Raw genomic sequence first — 14,445 nt, 5'->3', positions numbered from 1 at the left:
TAGTTTCCAAAAAAGCTTTAAAAAAAGTTATTAAAGCGGATGTTTTAAAAGAAACTGTATATGTCTAAAAGAGGCGCTAAACTTTACATAGAAGATATTAAAGACTCCATTCAAAAGATTGAGGATTATACAAAAGGATTAAATTTTGGTACTTTTGCCAAAGATGCGAAAACGATAGACGCTGTTGTTAGAAATCTATCTATTATTGGCGAAGCGGTTAAGAATTTCCCAAATGAATTAAAAGTGGAATACCCTCAAATTCCATGGAAAGAGATTGCCGGGATAAGGAATAAGGCGATACATGGGTATTTTGGCATAGACGAAGATATTTTATGGAAAACAATAAAAGAGGATTTACCACCTTTTAAAAAGCAAATTTCCGAGATGTTGAAGAAATATATAAGGGATAGCGATTGGAGGTGAGAATCATGAAACAAAAAATATTATTTGGAATATTAGGGCTTGTGGCTATTGTGATAGGTTTATTAATGATAAGTAAATATGTTGTACCAACCAAAGGACCAGAAAAGGATTTTTGTTGTGGCGGGTTTTCAGAAAGTAATGGAACTGCAGAATATTTTTGGTCAGATGCTCGTAATTGTGGAATCCCAGAAGGAGTTAGTTGTGCTGGAAGCTGTCCGTCGGCTACAGATAAGAAGTTTTGTAGATAATCTCCAAAAAGGCTCTTATTGCAATAACCTTTAATTTTTCGTAAAATAGAAAACATAGATAAATATTATGAGAATTGCAACTTGGAACATTGGTGGGGGATTTATATCCTCCGTCCAAAAACTCCAATTTAATTTAGAGAGACTAGAATATTTCATCAACGAACTTAAGAAAATTAGGCCGGATATAGTGTGTCTTCAAGAAATACATGTTTCTAAAAACAACAACCAACCACAGATAATTGCCAAAGCATTAGGTTTTAACTACATCAAAACAAAAAGTGTGTCCGATTCGCATCAAAAAGCGGGAGAAAAACTAGCCATTTCTATTGTTAGCAAATTCCCGATAATATCCTCAAAGTTTCATAAACTTGCGAACCCCAACTTAGAGTTTATTTGGAAAGGAAATAAAGCGTTTTCTCACAACAAAGGATTTATAGAAGCCAAAATAAGTTATAAAGATGCCGCCATCAGAATTTTGTCTGGACACATGCTCCCATTTCACTTATTTGGAAGAGATTTTCTAGAAGATGCGTTTAAAGGAATAAGAAATCAAATTGAGAATATAATACTGGAAGGGAATACACCTACAATAATCGGGGCAGACATGAATTTTGAAGATATTTACAAATTGGTCCCAAACATTTTTGAGCGAGGATTTAAATCCGTTCTAGATAACACGCCCACAACTCCGAAAGGTAAGAGACTGGATAAAATTATTATTTCCAAAAAATGGGTGTGTAACGCTTCAAAAATAACTAAAGGAAAGGCAGGTCATTATTTATGTTTTGCTGATGTGGGATTTTGAAGTTTAGAAGTTTCAATCCAAATAGGGATAGACCCAAATTGGGTCTATCCCTATTTGGGTCTATCCCTATTTTAACCCCCGAAAACTCCAGAGAAAAGTGGTATTATAATTCATATAACAAAGGTATCTGCCTATGGATTACTTTAAACCGTATAAATACGAAAAAAACTCAAATCTCAAATCTCAAATCTCAAAACCTGTAAGGGTATATGTGGCAGGGTTTTTAATTTTTTTAGGAACAAGCATTGCTTATGTAAAGGTTGTAAGTCCTTATACAAGGTCACTCTTCCTTTATTCTCAAGCGAAACCTTTGTTCTACCCTGTTTTAGGTTATAAAACGGGTCAAGCAAACTTTTCTTTTGAAGAACTAAAAAAATACGCGCGCGCCGTTTCCCCAAATAAAAATGTTCCCGAAAAGTTTTTTCTAACAATACCAAAACTTAAAATTTATGAGGCGGAAGTTAAAACAAATGACACTTCTCTTGCGCCAAATAAAATGCTTGGCCATTACGCGGGAACGGCTCTTCCGGGAGAAAGTTTCAACTCTTTTATATACGGGCATGCCGTATTTGAGGAATATTTTGACCCTTTGGACTACAAAAAAATATTCTCCACCTTGCCAAACCTTTTGCCGGGAGACGAGTTTTACATTAAATATCTAAACAAAACCTATAAATATGTGGTTACTATGAAAAAAACTTTGGAACCTTCGGATGTTAATCCTTATGAAAACTTTTATCCAGATATCCCAAATAACTCAACCGTAAGTCTTATGACTTGCGTACCCCCGGGAAGAAAAGATTTTCGCCTAATTGTTGTTGGGAGTTTGGTTAAGCAGGGAAACTAATAAATAGTAATCGTACATATTCACTACCCCATCTTTGTTTAAATCGTATCTAAAATCCTGCAGAGAGATAGCCTGTTGAAACCCTTGCAAAGACAGAAGCGCTTCCTCCACAAGCGGAACCTGCGTGGCTGGTGGCAAAACATTGTCCGTAGGAATAACACTTTCCGGGATAACAACGCTTGCTTTAGATTCATCTTTGAGAGTTCTTTTGCTTATAATAAAACGAACGGAGAAAAAAAGAAGAACGATAGCTATTAATATCAAACAAAAAGTTACGAATCCTTTAAAACCTTCAACCTTGTTCATTTTTGGGAAGTCCTAAGCAGGGCAAACCCAGCGCCACTTACACCCATAGAAAGCAGAATAAAAAAGTAAAAGGAGATTGGCATAGCCCCCGTTTGCGGAACTTCGGGAACAGTGGTTCCAACGGTAACGGGTGTTGTATTCCCAATACCTAGGCTTGGTTCGGTAGTTCCTATCCCAGCAGACCCAGCAAGAGCTAGAGTATATATCCCTCCAGTAACCGAGGTTAAAGACTCTATACCCTTTTCCAACGCGTTGGAATCATCCACTGCGCCAGGGCTATACACAAAATCCACATTTGTTATAGCAGACGCAAGGGGCATAAAAGTTATTTTCGCAACTTTGGCAATTGCTCCCGCGGGAGCGGTGGCGTTTAAAGCGCTCACTTCAATTCTTCCGGTTGCTTTGTTAAAACTTTTCTTAAGATATTGCTCAAAATCCCCGCTGGTTATTTCCAAAACATCAAGTTTGGCGGTATCGTAAGTTAAAATTACATCTACCGCTTCAATACTATCCGTTTCGGAATTGAGCATAACATCCACACTAAAGGAAGACGGGAAACTTCCGGTTTCGGGGGATAAATAAAATTTTGCGGCGGATACGCTACGAGCAGAAACACCAAAAGAGAAAATCGTTAAAAAAATAAAAGATATTATTTTAGGCAGGTTTTTCATAATTTTATTTCCTAAAAAGTTTAGCCACCAGTCTCGCCGCTTTATTTTTGTGCAAAACTCCTTTTTTAGCGGCTTTGCTTATAATAGACTGCGCCTCGCGAGAAAGTTTTTCCACTTTGCTTTCGTCTTTGTTTAAACGCAAATCTTTAAGAGCTTTCTTAATCTTAACACGCCAAAAATTGTTTTGGCTAGTTCTTCTTTTAATTATTCTAATGTTCTTAAGAGCAGACGCCGTATTAGCCATTGAATATATTTATATAACCTTTTGTATATTTTAACAATAACAATTTACGAAATGCAACAACATCTTTGATATAATCACCCTATGAGATTTTCATTTATTATCCCAGCTTTCTTCCTTTCCCTTGATAATCAAGGGGCAACTCCTTTTTATCTTTTGGCAAGTTTATAAGCCTCAATAAGGTCACAGAGCCCATGGTTCCAAAACAGCTTGGTTTTGATTTACAGTATCCTTCGCATCAAAACAAACAAAATAAAATTTAATATTGGGATAACTTTCTAAAAAAGTTTGGTAACGGCTCGACTTCACGCCCGACAAATTATATTTAACTTCGTAAGCCCTTTTCCCTTTAACTACAAAATCTACTTCCTTCTGATCCGTAGTCCTCCAAAACCGTATGTCCTCTTTACCAACAGTTTCCAACAACTGTCTAAATACAGAATTTTCAAGGAGAGGACCAGAATCTTCTCTCTCTACAATACTTTTAAAGTCCCCTCTAAAAAAATTTCTAAGTCCTAAATCAACAAAGTACACCTTGGGCATTTTGGTAAGCTCTTTTCTAACATTCTTATAAAACGGAGGTATTAAACCTATATGAAAAGATTTTTGCATCACATACAAGTAATTCTCAATGGCTGTTTTTGATACCCCCAAAGTGCTAGCTATTTCGTTGCTATTCACCAAATTACCAATCTGTGAAGAGAGCATTTTCATTAACCGGTAGAAAACTTCATCTTGCTTAATATTAGACTCAAGCACATCCTTTTTAATATAGGAGTAAGCTATGTCTCTTAGTATTTCTTCCTTTTTACCCTTGGAGGAAACAACTACTTTTGGATAACCACCATAAGTGATATACTCTATGTAATAAGGAATCACTTTTCCCTTTTCATCAAGAGAAAGTTGGTCAAATTTTGCTTTAGATAAATCTTCTTCTCCTTTAAACCTTAAAAATTCCTTGAAAGACAAGGTTAATAGAGTAAATATGATCTTCCTTCCAACAAGCGAATCTTTGAACTTCCTGTCCATATAAAAAGCGGAGGAACCAGTAGCTATAATTTTTATCTTTCCTCTATATTCATCAAAAAAATACTTCAAAAAGTTGGAGGGGTCTTTAAGATACTGAATCTCGTCAACAAACAGAATTGTTCTTTCAGATAAGTTTATTGTAAATATTTTAAACAAATTTTTAGGCGATTCGTTTAGTAAGTTTAAATAATCGGGGTCCTCTAAATTTAGAAAGTAATTTGATATATTTGCAGATTTAACATAACCTCCAACCTGATGGAGAATCGTAGTCTTTCCAGACTGTCTAGGACCAACGATAAGCGATATCTCCTCGTTCTCCAGCTCCAACCTTATTTTAGACACTAAATCTCTTTCAAAACCCATAAGTCCATTTTATCCGATAATATGTCTTTGTCAAGTGCATATTATCGTGCGAACATTCTCGTCATTACGCTCCGTCAACTCCCGTGACATCTCTTGTATTTCTTCCCAGACCCACACGGGCAAAGGGCGTTGCGGCCTACTTTTTCGTTAGCAGATTTCATTACCGTCTTTTGCGATTGGGACAACATCTCCGCTTCATCTCTAACCCCATAATTATGCTCCTCGTGAATTAATCTTTGATCCTGGACAATTGGTTTTTGAATTTCCGTTTTCGGCATCTGTTCAACTTGCACGCGAGACAATCTATCCCCAATGGTTGACCAAATAGTAACCACTAACTTCCCAAACATCCTATGTCCTTCTTGTTTGTACTCCACTAAAGGGTCCTTTTGCCCATACGCGCGAAGACCAATACCCTCGCGAACCGAGTCCATAGAATCCAAATGTTCCATCCAATATGTGTCCACAACCTGCAAACTTATTCTTTTTAACACCTCGTACCAAACATTTTTTAAATCCTTTTCCCTTTGCTCAAAAATTTCCCGCGCATCGCCGTAATATTTTAAAACTCTTTCCAAAAACCATTCTTTAGATTCTTTTGCCTTCTCCTCCGAAGACGAAAGCCAGAGAATTTTCTGGCGAAGTTTGTATATCACTTCCCTATGCTTGTTCATTACATCATCAAAATCTACCAAGTTTTTTCTTCTATCAAAATTTAGAGTCTCTACCTTTTTTTGAGAATTTTCTAGCGCCTTAGACACCAACCCCGCCTCTATAGGAATATTTTCATCCATCCCAAACCTATCCATAATTTTCTCCACTTGCTCCCCACCGAATATCCGCATTAAGTCATCTTGCAAAGAAACAAAAAATTTAGATCTCCCAGGCTCCCCCTGCCTTCCAGAACGACCTCTAAGCTGATTATCTATTCTGCGAGACTCGTGCCTTTCGGTTCCTATAACATACAAACCTCCTAAACTCTTCACTTCCTTAAACTCCTCTTTCTCTTGCGGGTCCCCTCCTAATTTTATGTCCACTCCCCGCCCCGCCATATTGGTTGCGATGGTAACCGCGCCCTTTCTACCCGCCTGGGCAATAATTAAAGCCTCCCTTTCGTGTTGTTTGGCGTTTAACAATTCGTGCGTAACATTTTTTCGTTTAAGAAGGCTTGCTAACAGTTCGTTGTTTTCTATGGAAGTTGTGCCCACAAGAACAGGCTGACCCGTGCTATGCGCGCGTTCTATATCCTTAACTATAGCGCGGTATTTTGCCGCTTTGGTTTTGTAAACCACATCCGGCAAATCTTTCCTAGCCAAAGGTTCGTTTGAGGGGATAACCACCACATCCAGCTTATAAATTTTGCTAAATTCTTCCGCTTCGGTTACCGCGGTACCAGTCATACCCGCCAGTTTTTTGTATAGCCTAAAATAGTTCTGAAAAGAAACGGTGGCAAATGTTCGCGATTCCTTTTGTATTTCCGCCCCCTCCTTAGCCTCTATAGCCTGATGCAAACCCTCGCTCCAACGTCGCCCGGGCATTAAACGCCCAGTAAATTCATCCACAATAATAACTTGGGAATCTTTAACCACATAATCTTTATCTTTAGTAAAAAGTGAACGCGCCCTAATAGCATTTTCCACATGATGCACCGTTTCAAAATCGCTCTCGTATAAATTTGGTACCCCAATAATCCTTTCAATTTTTGATATCCCAAGTTCCGTCAACGATGCGGAACGATATTTCTCGTCCACTTTATAATCCACATCAGGGGTAAGTTTTTGGGCAATTTCCGCAAATTGATAATATCTCTTGGTGGAATCTCCTGCCGGGGCGGAAATTATTAAAGGCGTCCGAGCCTCGTCAATTAAAATGGAATCCACTTCATCCACTATCGCAAAATTATACCCGCTTTGGACAAGCTCTTTTATATCGTAAGCTAAATTATCTCTCAAATAATCAAACCCAAATTCGTCGTTGGTCCCATAAGTAATATCGCACTCATAAGCCTGCCGTTTTTCTGCGGGACGAAGATGCTTTGCGTAATCGTCCAAAAATTTAGTATTTTCAAAAGCGGGGTCGTAAATGAAAGAGGCGTTGTTTTGGGAAATTATGCCTACCGAAACTCCCAACAAATCGTAAATGGGTCCCATCCAACCAGCGCCGTGGCGGGACAGATAGTCGTTTGGCGTAACTAAATGGCACCCCCTACCGGTTAACGAGTTTAAATATAAAGGCAAAGTTGCCGTTAGAGTTTTCCCTTCGCCAGTTTTCTGTTCCGCAATTTTACCTTTGTGAAGAACTATTCCCGCCATCAATTGAGCGTTAAAATGTCTCTGTTTCAAAGCTCTTTTGGAAGCCTCGCGAACAAGAGCGTACGCGTCGGGCAATAACTCTTCTAGCGCAGAATCGGAGTCTACGGAGTCTTGGATAATTTTTCTAAACTCCTGTGTTTTTTCTCTAATTTGGGAATTAGATATTTTTTCATATTTTTCTTCTAAAGAATTTATTTTGGCAATATACGGTATAAGGCTATTCAACTGTCTTTCATTGCCGTCCAAATATTTTGATAAAAGTTTTAGCATAGGAATAAAATTAATAAAGCCAACAACGCGCGGTAAATAATAAAAACCCCAAAACCTTTACTGCGGATGTATTCTATCATAAATTTTATGACGAAAAGCCCCACCAAAAAGGAGGTCAAAACCCCGATAGCAAAACTGCCGTTTAAAAAACCAATACTTCCATAAAGCTTATAACTTTTTATAAAACTATAACAAGCCGCCGCAAAAATAATAGGGGCGGAGAGATAAAACGAGAATTTAACAGCGTATTCCTTTTTAATACCTCTTAAAAAACCGCCCGAAATAGTCATGCTACTTCTGCTCATCCCGGGAAATAAAGCCAACACTTGCATAACTCCAATAAACAAACTGTCTTTCAGATTTACCGCTGATTTAGAATTTTTTACTCGTTTAAGACTTTTCTCCGACAAAACCATTATCGCCGTCCCAACAAGCAGGGCTATGGCAATAATAGAAAAGGAATGCGTGTTGGATTCTATAAAATCGCTAAACAAAAAACCAAAAATGCCGGCCGGAATTATCCCAACTAAAATTTTCAACAAATAATTTCTATCCTTAATTATTTTTAGCCAATCTTTGGCAAAGTAAACAATAACGGCAAAAGCCGTGCCAAGATGCAGAGAGGTATCAAAAAACAAAGAATGGGTGGGCCAATCAAAAATTTTGGGAACTATTATTAGATGCGCCGAAGAAGATACTGGCAAAAACTCCGTTAAACCCTGAATTATTCCTAAAATAATTGCTTGAATTAAAAGCATACTTCTCAATCCGCCAGCTGGCGGATTGGTTCAACCCTAATTGCAAATAACCCGACTAAAACCCCAACCACCGCCCCGCCAATTATGTCTATTGGATAATGAACTTTTATTATAACCCTTAAAACACCAACCAAACCACCGAAACCAAAACACAGCAATGCCAACTTTTTATGTTTCCTGTAAAGAATTACTCCAAGCGCAAAAAGAGTGGCGGTATGCCCGGAAAAAAATGACCCGTAACTAAAAGGAACCCATATTCCCGGATTATCCGCTACCCCAACAAAGGGGCGCGCTGTTGGAATAATAGCTTTGGTTATTTCAGATAAAACATTAACCACTAGTATTGAAATAACCGCCCCTACCACCGTTTTCCACTCCCTTTTGATAAACAAACACCACCCCGCTAAAAATATAGGAATTATTATTAAAAATCTTGCTAAAAGTATTATTAGTTCTTGCATAAAAAAAGGATATTGCCTGAATTCCCAACTATATTTACTTTATGAACAGAAACATACTTAAAAAACGGGGACAGCGTCCCTTTTGCCTCGTTTATTTCAAAATCAACATCAGTTCTAAGTATTCTATTAAATATAACACAACCGCCCTTACCCATACTGCTTTTGAGACTTTTAAAAAATTTCTCGCCCCAAAACTTTTGGGGGAAACTTCCTCCGCAATAAACATCCACTATTACCAAATCATATTTCCCTAACAAATTTGTACAGCTGTACTTTTTTGTTATAAAAGTATAAGCATCACCTTCAATCAAATTAAGCCTCGCAACCTCGGACAAGCTAAAAAATTTCTTCGCAACGGCAATAATTTTGGGGTCAATTTCAATCGCCGTAATATTGCTCTTTGGTTTGTGCTTCTTAAGCAAAGACACAATGGTCCCACCACCCAAACCAAGAAGCAAAATGTTTTTGAGATTTGGGCAAGTTTCCATCCCAAGCAAAACAATTTTCCCCCAAACTCTTTTTTCCACCCCCGGGCAGTCCCCATTAATAGATTGCACATATCCCCCCACCATCAACCTTCTTTCTTTTCCTATCTGTACCACTTTTATCTCACCGGAAACGGGAGAATTAGTTTCAAAAATAATTTGCGGATTTAGAATGTTTGGGATTTTAAACATTTGAAATTATTTAGAAATTAGGATTTAGAAATTTTTTCTATCTTATCCTTACCCACAAAAGGCTTGAGTACTTCGGGGATTAGCACAGAACCGTCTTCTTGCTGATAATTTTCTAAAATTGCCAAAACCCATCGTTCCGTAACACCCGTTGCAGAGATAGTATAAGGAAAATATTTGTTTCCGCCACTTTTGCATCTTATATTTAGTCTTCTGGTTTGGAAATCGGTTAAATTAGTATTTGAGGTAAGTTCGCGATATTTATTTTGCCCCGGAAACCATGCTTCTAAATCATATTTTTTATACCCGGGGGCAGCAGTATCCCCAACACAAGTAATAACACTGCGATAAGGCAATTTTAAGGCTTCCACCATATCCTCCTCGTTTTTCTGACACTCCAAATGCCACTTTTCTCCTTCGTTTGGTTTGCAAAATATAATTTGCTCAAGTTTATAGAACTGATGAACTCTAAAAACTCCTCTGGTGTCTTTTCCATAGCTTCCCGCCTCGGTTCTAAAAGAAGGTGAAAACCCCAAATATTTTAGAGGCAAATCTTTCTCCTGTAAAATCTCGTCCATTCTTGAGCCTACAAGAACCTGCTCGGAAGTTCCAATTAGCGAAAGGTCTGTTCCTTCTACTTTATAAATATCTTGGGGAAAATAAGGCAAATACCCGGTTCCAAATAAAGTTTTCTCTTTTGCTAAATCGGGCGTTATAAAAAAGGTAAATCCGCGCCCAGTCAAAAATTTCTGCGCCCACGAAAACAAAGCCCAAGACAAAATAGCGCCGTCGCCTTTCCAGAAATAAAAGCGAGATTGCGAAACCTTTGCCCCTCTTTCTTTATCCAAAATATCTAACTTTTCCCCCAACTCTTGATGGTCCAAAACTTTAAACGAAAATTGGGGCTTATCCCCCCACCTCGCTACTTCTTTATTGCCTGAATCGTCTTTCCCATCGGGAACATCTTTTGAAAGCATATTGGGAATCCAGCTCATTTTTTCGTTAAAAGTTGCGGTGATTTCGCTTAGAGAGCTTTCCAAATCCTTTGTTTCTTTCTTAAGTTGCTTAAGTTTTTTAAGTTCCTTAAGGCTTGGTTTTACTTTGGAAAGCCCATTAACTTCGGCGCGCTTTTCGTCAACACTCGTTATAAGCTTTCGCCTTTGTTCGTCTAATTGCAATATTTCATCAATATCAACAGGGCAGTTACGCCTTTCGCAGTTTCTTTTAACTTCTTTGGCATTTTCGCGAATAAAATTTATATCAATCATTTTACATACTCTCCGGGCGGAGAAGAGGAAACATAACGCATTCCCGCGCGGATTTGTTCATCAAAAAAGCAAACAACCTCTCGCTTAAACCAAACCCAGTAACCGGAGGCATTCCATATTCCAACGCGCGGACGAAATCGTAATCGTGCATCTGCGCTTCGCTATCCCCCGCATCCCTCATTTTCTGCTGTTCTTCAAACCTCTTCTTTTGGTCCAAAGGGTCGTTTAGCTCGGTATAACCATTGCCAAGCTCGCTCCCGGCAATAATTATTTGATATCTTTCCACAATTTTTGGATTGTTCTCGTTGCGTTTTGCAAGAGGGGATACTTCCACAGGATGCCCTACCAAAAATGCCGGTCCCGTTATATTTTTTCTTATATTCTTCCATAACATATCCAAAAGACGCCCTCTCGTTTCGTTACCCTTAAGAATCGTGTTAATTTTTTTAAGTTTTGCGGTAATATCCACATCCGTCGCTGTTTTTATATCAATATCTAAATACTTTTTTATAACTTCCGCATAATCAATCCGTTCCCATTTCTTTCCTAAATCCACCTTATGTCCATTTATTTCAAAAGTTAATGTCCCAAAAACCTTGTGAGCAACTTCTTTATAAAGCTTTTCCACCAACCTCATAGAATCTTCGTAATTCGCGTATGCCCAATAAAATTCCATTTGCGTGTAATCCTGCAAATGCTCGCGACTTATTCCTTCATTTCTAAACTGTCTTCCTATCTCAAAAGTTTTCTCAAAACCCGCAACCATAAGCCTCTTCTGCCATAATTCCCCCATAGAAATACGAAGATACAAATCAATATCCAAAGCGTTGTGGTGGGTAACAAAAGGAGTAGCGTCCGCGCCTCCTGCTATAGATTCCAAAACAGGTGTCTCCACTTCAAAAAACCCCTTTTCTAGAAGAAAATTACGAACCGTCTGCCAAAAAAGCGCTTTTTTACTGAACAACTCTTTGAGGTCGTTGTTTAAAAGTATATCCACATATCTCTGCCGATACCGCGCTTCCTCGTCCTTAAACCCATACCAAACACTGGGCAAAGGGCGTATGCTCTTTGTTAAAAGCTTAAAATCCTTAACCAAAATTGTTAATTCGCCTGCCTTCGTAACAAAATTTTCGCCCGAAACCCAAATAAAATCCCCCATATCCAAAAAAGGCAATAAATCCCATAACTTTTTTTCAAGCGCGTCTTTTTTGAAAGCAAGTTGTATTTGTCCGCTTTCATCCCGAAGGTCCGCAAAAACAATCTTTCCATGCGACCGGAAAGATATTAAACGACCAGCCACAAAAACTTCGGATTTTTCTTTTTCTTTTTTGGCATGGGCTATTGCTATTCTGTCGGGGACATCACTAACATAAGGGTTAACACCCAAATCTTTTAATTTTTGCAGTTTGTCTATACGGATTTTTCTAAGTTCTTCCAAAGGCTTGGTACTATGCTCTATCATAAAACTATATTAACAAAGGAGACAACTTTTTAAAAGAGGAAATTCTAAAGGTTATTTAATTTCTAATATGTGGAATTTTAACTTTCCAACAGGGGCGTTATATTCCACAACATCGCCAACTTTCTTGCCCAGAAGAGCGGTTCCCAAAGGAGATTCGTGAGATATTTTTTTATTTTTGGGGTCCGCCTCCACAGCGCCTACTATATGATATTCTTCCTCACAACCGTCCATATGCACTCTAACACGCGAACCAACAACCACAAATCCGTTACTTTTGGTGTCTTCTCTAACTACTTCTACATCTCTTAATATTTCTTCCAACTCTTGAATTCTTCCTTCCACAAAGGCCTGCTCCTCGCGCGCGGCGTCGTATTCGGCATTTTCGCTTATATCTCCCTGCTCCCTCGCCTTTTTTATGCGATCGGCTACAAAAGGTCGCTTAACTTCAGTAAGCTCCGTATGTTCTTTCTTAAATTTTTTCAAACCTTCAACCGTAACAAAAACTTTGTTTTCCATAATTTTTACTTAAACTAAATATTTTGAGAAATACCACACCGCAAAACCCTTACCTGTTAGCAGTGTGCTTTGTGATAAATGAAACTAAATAATAACGAAGAATCTTACAAAGCTATTGTATAAAAATTAAAATCTGATGTCAATAACGGGAATTGCCTTTATTTATGCATCTTGTCCGTTTTTACCTATTCAATAAAACACGATACTAGACTATTTTAACCGTTTAACCCCCTAAAGTATTAAGGATTGACAGTTCCACAACTAGTATGATAATATACTAATTATGGAATCGTTGTCGGGGATAGAAATATTCAAAAAACTGCGAGATAAAAACATAAAATTCGTGGATTATTCCACGCTTGGTAAAATAACCGGGCACACAAATAAAAACACGATATATAAACTTGCGGAGAGACTTGTAAATAAAGAGGTGTTAGTGAGAGTATCTCCTGGACTATTTTTGCTCAAGGATGCGCCTATTTCAGAGTTTGAGATTGCAAATTATATATATCAACCCTCCTATATTAGTCTTGAATCTGCCCTGTCTTTCTATGGAATAATACCGCAATTTGCATACACGATTACTTCTATTACAACTAGAAAAGTTAAAAGAATACTCGTAGAAGGTAAGGAGTACTCTTACAGTAAAATAAACGAGGGTTTATATTGGGGATATGAAAAGAAAAGCGACATTTTAATAGCCTCTCCTGAAAAAGCGCTTTTGGATATTATGTATTTTGCTTCAAAAGGAATTTCTAGACCTGATTTTAAAGAGATGGATCTAACTATAATAGATAAAGATAAATTACTTATGGAAGCTAAAAAGTTCAAATCCGGATTTGTTTTAAATAAAGCGATAGAAATAACAAAATGATAGATTCAATAACATTACAAGGATACGCTAAAAAATATAAGATGGACCGATTCACAGTACTTAGGGAATACCTGCAGATAGTTTTTTTAAATAACTTTTTTAAATTAAGCAAACCCAGTGAGATTTTTTTCAAAGGGGGAACAGCGCTTAGATTAATGTACGATTCTCCACGGTTCTCGGAAGATTTGGATTTTAACACAACGCTGAAAAAAGAGAATCTGCTGGATTTAGTGGCAAAAGCTGTAACAGAATCAAAAAAAGTACTCCCCGGTTTAAATTCTAGAGAGTTGAAAACGCTTCAGGGCTACAGCGCTAAATTATATTTTCCTACGGAGATTGCTCCAATGCCTTTAACTGTAAAACTAGATTTTTCGGAGAGAGAAAAGACTATACAGAAAATGGAAAGGACAATATCCACAGAATTGCCCGTACAAAACTACTCCGTTATTGTCGCTATGTCTATGCAAGAGATTCTTGCGGAAAAATTTAGAACAATATTTCAACGAGATAAAGGGAGAGATCTTTATGATATTTGGTATATGTTAAATAAAAAGGTTCCTGTCAATATAGATTTAGTTAATACTAAGATGAAATTGATAGATAAAAAATTCAAAATAGAAGAAATTGAGGCGCGGATAGCTGGTTTTGAGACAAGCATTCTAAAGAAAGACACCTTTAAATTTTTGCCTTTGGATCAAAGGGGTATAGTTGCTAAACTTCCAGAACTTATTTTGGAGAAATTGAAAGAGGCAGATTTTATTCCTTAAATCCAAGAGACGGCTTAATTTTTGTGAATGTTTTCGAAAAAATTCGAACTCGTTTTAAGTCAAGTTTTTAGCTCGCTTCTTCGCTACCCGCTATTCCAGCGCGGTGTCCCCGCCCGCCAACGCTTCCGTTATTTTTTGCGCCCGCGATTT

The 14,445-nt window shown here is 37.7% G+C and carries 17 protein-coding genes; 6 read left to right on the top strand and 11 right to left on the bottom strand.

Annotated elements, in window-relative coordinates:
• Positions 1–60: 60 nt before the first annotated feature.
• The 4 genes from KJ678_00415 to KJ678_00400 all read left to right on the top strand — a co-directional run bounded on the left by KJ678_00415 (position 61) and on the right by KJ678_00400 (position 2,323).
• Positions 61–423 (top strand): DUF86 domain-containing protein, encoded by a 363-nt coding sequence (locus KJ678_00415; protein ID MBU1016616.1) that lies wholly within the window; start codon positions 61–63, stop codon positions 421–423.
• A gap of 78 nt (positions 424–501) precedes the next feature.
• Positions 502–705: a hypothetical protein gene (locus KJ678_00410; protein ID MBU1016615.1), complete on the top strand. Its 204-nt coding sequence runs from the start codon at positions 502–504 to the stop codon at positions 703–705.
• Between the two features lie 33 nt (positions 706–738).
• Positions 739–1,476 carry an endonuclease/exonuclease/phosphatase family protein gene (locus KJ678_00405; GenBank protein ID MBU1016614.1) on the top strand — a complete coding sequence of 246 codons (738 nt, stop codon included), beginning with the start codon at positions 739–741 and terminating at the stop codon, positions 1,474–1,476.
• Between the two features lie 133 nt (positions 1,477–1,609).
• Positions 1,610–2,323 carry a sortase gene (locus KJ678_00400; protein ID MBU1016613.1) on the top strand — a complete coding sequence of 238 codons (714 nt, stop codon included), beginning with the start codon at positions 1,610–1,612 and terminating at the stop codon, positions 2,321–2,323.
• Here the strand turns inward: KJ678_00400 and KJ678_00395 are convergent.
• The 11 genes from KJ678_00395 to greA all read right to left on the bottom strand — a co-directional run bounded on the left by KJ678_00395 (position 2,285) and on the right by greA (position 12,657).
• Complete coding sequence (locus tag KJ678_00395; protein MBU1016612.1) at positions 2,285–2,629, bottom strand: hypothetical protein; 345 nt, start codon at positions 2,627–2,629, stop codon at positions 2,285–2,287. The genes KJ678_00400 and KJ678_00395 overlap by 39 nt on opposite strands.
• Positions 2,626–3,300, bottom strand: a complete 675-nt coding sequence (locus KJ678_00390; protein ID MBU1016611.1) for a cohesin domain-containing protein — start codon at positions 3,298–3,300, stop codon at positions 2,626–2,628. The genes KJ678_00395 and KJ678_00390 overlap by 4 nt, the downstream gene beginning before the upstream one ends.
• Positions 3,301–3,304: 4 nt before the next feature.
• Complete coding sequence (rpsT, locus tag KJ678_00385; protein MBU1016610.1) at positions 3,305–3,544, bottom strand: 30S ribosomal protein S20; 240 nt, start codon at positions 3,542–3,544, stop codon at positions 3,305–3,307.
• Between the two features lie 180 nt (positions 3,545–3,724).
• Positions 3,725–4,933 (bottom strand): ATP-binding protein, encoded by a 1,209-nt coding sequence (locus KJ678_00380; protein ID MBU1016609.1) that lies wholly within the window; start codon positions 4,931–4,933, stop codon positions 3,725–3,727.
• A 74-nt stretch (positions 4,934–5,007) separates the two neighbouring features.
• A complete protein-coding gene (secA, locus tag KJ678_00375) occupies positions 5,008–7,515 on the bottom strand; it encodes a preprotein translocase subunit SecA (protein ID MBU1016608.1) in 2,508 nt (835 codons plus the stop codon).
• Positions 7,509–8,273, bottom strand: coding sequence for an undecaprenyl-diphosphate phosphatase (locus tag KJ678_00370; protein MBU1016607.1), 765 nt, complete (start codon positions 8,271–8,273; stop codon positions 7,509–7,511). The genes secA and KJ678_00370 overlap by 7 nt, the downstream gene beginning before the upstream one ends.
• A gap of 5 nt (positions 8,274–8,278) precedes the next feature.
• Complete coding sequence (locus KJ678_00365) at positions 8,279–8,734, bottom strand: phosphatase PAP2 family protein (GenBank protein ID MBU1016606.1); 456 nt, start codon at positions 8,732–8,734, stop codon at positions 8,279–8,281.
• Positions 8,722–9,411 (bottom strand): hypothetical protein, encoded by a 690-nt coding sequence (locus KJ678_00360; protein MBU1016605.1) that lies wholly within the window; start codon positions 9,409–9,411, stop codon positions 8,722–8,724. The genes KJ678_00365 and KJ678_00360 overlap by 13 nt, the downstream gene beginning before the upstream one ends.
• 17 nt (positions 9,412–9,428) lie before the next feature.
• Positions 9,429–10,676, bottom strand: coding sequence for a serine--tRNA ligase (serS, locus tag KJ678_00355; protein MBU1016604.1), 1,248 nt, complete (start codon positions 10,674–10,676; stop codon positions 9,429–9,431).
• Position 10,677: 1 nt separating this feature from the next.
• Positions 10,678–12,138 (bottom strand): lysine--tRNA ligase, encoded by a 1,461-nt coding sequence (gene lysS, locus KJ678_00350; GenBank protein ID MBU1016603.1) that lies wholly within the window; start codon positions 12,136–12,138, stop codon positions 10,678–10,680.
• Between the two features lie 51 nt (positions 12,139–12,189).
• Positions 12,190–12,657 carry a transcription elongation factor GreA gene (gene greA, locus KJ678_00345; GenBank protein MBU1016602.1) on the bottom strand — a complete coding sequence of 156 codons (468 nt, stop codon included), beginning with the start codon at positions 12,655–12,657 and terminating at the stop codon, positions 12,190–12,192.
• Positions 12,658–12,937: 280 nt separating this feature from the next.
• Between greA and KJ678_00340 the strand changes: the two genes are divergently transcribed.
• Complete coding sequence (locus tag KJ678_00340) at positions 12,938–13,528, top strand: hypothetical protein (protein ID MBU1016601.1); 591 nt, start codon at positions 12,938–12,940, stop codon at positions 13,526–13,528.
• Entirely contained in the window at positions 13,525–14,295 is a 771-nt protein-coding gene (locus KJ678_00335; protein ID MBU1016600.1) for a nucleotidyl transferase AbiEii/AbiGii toxin family protein, read from the top strand. Before KJ678_00340 ends, KJ678_00335 begins: the two co-directional genes overlap by 4 nt.
• Positions 14,296–14,445: the final 150 nt, after the last annotated feature.

It is taken from the genome of Patescibacteria group bacterium (assembly GCA_018817085.1).
GTDB lineage: Bacteria > Patescibacteriota > WWE3 > CG2-30-40-12 > CG2-30-40-12 > CG2-30-40-12.
This window is presented reverse-complemented; position numbering and strand designations above follow the sequence as displayed.

Bases quoted from the DNA above. Each gene is read 5' to 3' on its own strand.
- KJ678_00415 (MBU1016616.1), top strand. From the start codon at position 61: ATGTCTAAAAGAGGCGCTAAACTTTACATAGAAGATATTAAAGACTCC.
- KJ678_00410 (MBU1016615.1), top strand. From the start codon at position 502: ATGTTGTACCAACCAAAGGACCAGAAAAGGATTTTTGTTGTGGCGGGT.
- KJ678_00405 (MBU1016614.1), top strand. From the start codon at position 739: ATGAGAATTGCAACTTGGAACATTGGTGGGGGATTTATATCCTCCGTC.
- KJ678_00400 (MBU1016613.1), top strand. From the start codon at position 1,610: ATGGATTACTTTAAACCGTATAAATACGAAAAAAACTCAAATCTCAAA.
- KJ678_00395 (MBU1016612.1), bottom strand. From the start codon at position 2,629: ATGAACAAGGTTGAAGGTTTTAAAGGATTCGTAACTTTTTGTTTGATA.
- KJ678_00390 (MBU1016611.1), bottom strand. From the start codon at position 3,300: ATGAAAAACCTGCCTAAAATAATATCTTTTATTTTTTTAACGATTTTC.
- rpsT (MBU1016610.1), bottom strand. From the start codon at position 3,544: ATGGCTAATACGGCGTCTGCTCTTAAGAACATTAGAATAATTAAAAGA.
- KJ678_00380 (MBU1016609.1), bottom strand. From the start codon at position 4,933: ATGGGTTTTGAAAGAGATTTAGTGTCTAAAATAAGGTTGGAGCTGGAG.
- secA (MBU1016608.1), bottom strand. From the start codon at position 7,515: ATGCTAAAACTTTTATCAAAATATTTGGACGGCAATGAAAGACAGTTG.
- KJ678_00370 (MBU1016607.1), bottom strand. From the start codon at position 8,273: ATGCTTTTAATTCAAGCAATTATTTTAGGAATAATTCAGGGTTTAACG.
- KJ678_00365 (MBU1016606.1), bottom strand. From the start codon at position 8,734: ATGCAAGAACTAATAATACTTTTAGCAAGATTTTTAATAATAATTCCT.
- KJ678_00360 (MBU1016605.1), bottom strand. From the start codon at position 9,411: ATGTTTAAAATCCCAAACATTCTAAATCCGCAAATTATTTTTGAAACT.
- serS (MBU1016604.1), bottom strand. From the start codon at position 10,676: ATGATTGATATAAATTTTATTCGCGAAAATGCCAAAGAAGTTAAAAGA.
- lysS (MBU1016603.1), bottom strand. From the start codon at position 12,138: ATGATAGAGCATAGTACCAAGCCTTTGGAAGAACTTAGAAAAATCCGT.
- KJ678_00340 (MBU1016601.1), top strand. From the start codon at position 12,938: ATGGAATCGTTGTCGGGGATAGAAATATTCAAAAAACTGCGAGATAAA.
- KJ678_00335 (MBU1016600.1), top strand. From the start codon at position 13,525: ATGATAGATTCAATAACATTACAAGGATACGCTAAAAAATATAAGATG.